Origin of the sequence: Pseudomonas sp. JV245A (assembly GCF_032424515.1) — a bacterium.
Taxonomy (GTDB): Bacteria; Pseudomonadota; Gammaproteobacteria; order Pseudomonadales; family Pseudomonadaceae; genus Aquipseudomonas; species Aquipseudomonas protegens.
Genome location: NZ_VYKE01000298.1, coordinates 1 through 3,081, shown reverse-complemented (window position 1 = coordinate 3,081; position 3,081 = coordinate 1). Strand labels below are relative to the sequence as shown.

The following is a 3,081-nucleotide window of genomic DNA, read 5'->3' as shown; positions in this document are numbered from 1 at the left end:
CACCGCCAGCAAGTCGCGCGAGCTGCGGCAGCGCCGGGCCGCAAGCTGCGGGCGCAGCAGCGCCAGGGGGTGCGGCCCGAGGGTGGTGCCCAGGCTGTGGTAATCCGCCTGCAGGTCTTCGCCGACACTGGGCCGGGGCAACGCTACCGGCGCTTCCTCCTGGCTCGGCAGGCCGGCGAACAGCCCCAGCTGTCTTTCCACCCCGGCCACTTCCCAGCGTGCCCGGTAGCGATCCCCGACCAGCGCCTGCAAAGCGCCGGCATCGGCCAGCAATTCCTGGGCGCGGACATCCAGGCGGGCCCGCTCGCCCAGGTCGGCGATATCGACAAAGGCCCGTTGCCGGCGGGCACGTTCGATGCGCCGGGCATCGTCCTCGCGAAAGCCCTTGATCATCCGCAGCCCCAGGCGCAGGGCCGGCTGCCCGGGGGGGCCATTTCCAGCGCGTGCAGGCTGGACAGGAATCGGCTCCAGGCTGCAGTCCCAGTCACTGGCCCCCACATCCACCGCAAGAACCTGCAAACCATGGCGCCGGGCGTCCTGGAGGATCTGGTCGGGGCTGTAGAAGCCCATGGGCCAGCTGTTGATCAGGGCACAGGCGAAGGCCGCCGGTTCGTGGCACTTGAGCCAGCAACTGGCGTAGGTCAGCAAGGCGAAACTGGCGGCATGGGATTCGGGAAAGCCGTAGCTGCCAAAGCCCTTGATCTGCTCGAAGATCTGCGCCGCGAACTCGTCGCTGTAGCCGTTCTTGCGCATGCCTTTGCGCAGCCGTTCGCGGTGCGGCTCCAGGCCACCGTGGCGCTTCCAGGCGGCCATGGAGCGGCGCAACTGGTCGGCCTCCCCCGGGGTGTAGTCGGCGGCGACAATGGCGATCTGCATCACCTGTTCCTGAAACAGCGGCACTCCCAGGGTGCGCTTGAGCACGCCCTCCAGCTCCGGCGACGGATAGGTTTCCGGCTCCTGGCGGTTACGTCGGCGCAGGTAGGGATGGACCATGCCGCCCTGGATCGGCCCGGGCCGGACGATGGCCACCTCGATCACCAGGTCGTAGAAGTTCTGCGGCTTGAGCCGGGGCAGCATCGACATCTGCGCCCGGGATTCGATCTGGAACACGCCGATGGTGTCGGCGCGGCCGATCATTTCGTAGGTGGCGGGATCTTCAGGCGGAATGCTGGCAAGGCTGTAGCGCTGGCCGCGGTAGCCGTGGATCAGGTCGAAGCAGCGGCGGATGGCGCTGAGCATGCCCAGGGCGAGGATATCCACCTTGAGCAGGCCGACCATGTCCAGGTCGTCCTTGTCCCACTGGATCACCGTACGCTCGGCCATCGTCGCGTTCTCCACCGGCACCAGGCTGTCCAGGGGCTGCTGGGAAATAACGAAGCCACCGGGGTGCTGGGACAGGTGCCGGGGAAAGCCGATCAACTGCCCGGTCAGGCTCAGGACCCGGCGCAGCACCGGGCTCTCGGGATCGAACCCGGCCTCCTGCAGGCGCTCGACGCTGGGCGGCGTGTCACTCCAGTGGCCGCAGCAGTCGGCCAGGGCATTGACCTGATCCGGCGGCAGGCCCAGGGCCTTGGCCACATCCCGCACCGCCCCGGCACCGTGGTAGGTGCTGACCACCGCGGTCAGCGCCGCGCGATGCCGGCCATAGCGCTGGAACACGTACTGCAGCACCTCTTCCCGGCGCTCGTGCTCGAAGTCGACGTCGATGTCCGGCGGCTCGTTGCGTTCGCGCGACAGGAAACGCTCGAACAGCAGGGTCGAGCGGTCCGGGTCGATCTCGGTGATGCCGAGGGCGAAACACACCACCGAGTTGGCCGCCGAGCCCCGGCCCTGGCAGAGGATGTGCTGACGCCGGGCGAAGTCGACGATGTCGTGCACCGTGAGAAAATAACTCTCGTAGCCCAGGTCGCAGATCAGCGTGAGCTCCTTGTCGATCTGCTTCAGCACCTCGGCCCGGGCACCAGTTGGCCAGCGGCGCACGATGCCGCGCTGGGTCAGCACCCGCAGCCAGGAGCCAGCGTCGTGGCCCTCGGGCACCAGCTCCCGGGGGTATTGGTAGCGCAGTTGGCCGAGGTCGAAAGCGCAGCGCCCGGCGATGGCCAGCGACTCGTCGAGCAGGGCCTGGGGGTACAGGCCTTGCAGCACTTCGACGGGCCGCAGGTGGCGCTCGCCGTTGGCGAACAGGCGTTGCCCGGCCTCGGCCACCGGCAGGTGATGGCGGATCGCGGTCATGGTGTCCTGCAGCGCCCGGCGCCCGCGCACGTGCATGTGCACATCGCCACAGGCCACGGCCGGCAGCCCCAGTTGCCGGGCCAGGGCCAGTTGCTGTTGCAGGTGCCGGGCATCGTCCTGGCCGCAATGCAGCTCCAGCGCCAGCCACAGGCGCTGGGGGAACACCTGCTGCAACCAGCGGCCCTGGACCAGCGGCTCGCCGGCGCCCGTCAGCCACAGGGCCAGCAGCCCAGGCAGCGGTGCGGCGAAGTCCTCGCGCAGCAGGCGATAGCTGCCCTTCTCGGCTCGGCGCCGGGCCCGGGTGATCAACCGGCACAGGCCCTGGTAACCCGCCAGGTCTTCCACCAGCAGCACCAGCCGCGGGCCGTCCTCGACCTGCATTTCACTGCCGACGATCAGCTTGAGGCCCGTATCGCGTGAGGCCTGCCAGGCGCGGACAATCCCCGCCAGGGTGCACTCGTCAGTGATCGCCAGGGCCTGGTAGCCCAGGGCCTTGGCACGCTGGAACAATTCGGCGGCACTGGAGGCGCCGCGCTGGAAGCTGAAGTTGGACAGGCAGTGCAGCTCGGCGTAGGCGCTCATGCGAACCAGCCCTGCAACAGCAGCGGACCGGGCTCGCCGACCTGACGATAGGCCCAGCCTTGCTGGCCGGCGGCGGTTTCGATCAGGTAGTAGTCGCGGCGCACATCGGCACCGTCCCACCAGCCGGACTCGATCCGCTCCGGGCCCATGAGGATGCGCACCGAGCCCTCGCCCAGCACCTGGGGTTCGGTGAACAGCCAGCCGGGGCGGCGCAGCCCGGGGGTGGCCGGGCACGGGCGCGAATCGGTCTGCGCCTGCCAACTGCGC

Annotated in this window: 1 protein-coding gene and 1 pseudogene; both read right to left on the bottom strand. The window is 69.2% G+C overall.

What is annotated here, in order from left to right; genetic code table 11:
• Positions 1-2,814 (bottom strand): error-prone DNA polymerase (locus F6S12_RS30830; protein WP_315869771.1); only part of this gene is annotated, 2,814 nt, incomplete at its 3' end.
• Positions 2,811-3,081: pseudogene (locus F6S12_RS30825) on the bottom strand (DNA polymerase Y family protein); the annotation flags it as partial. The pseudogene F6S12_RS30825 and the gene F6S12_RS30830, both read right to left, overlap by 4 nt.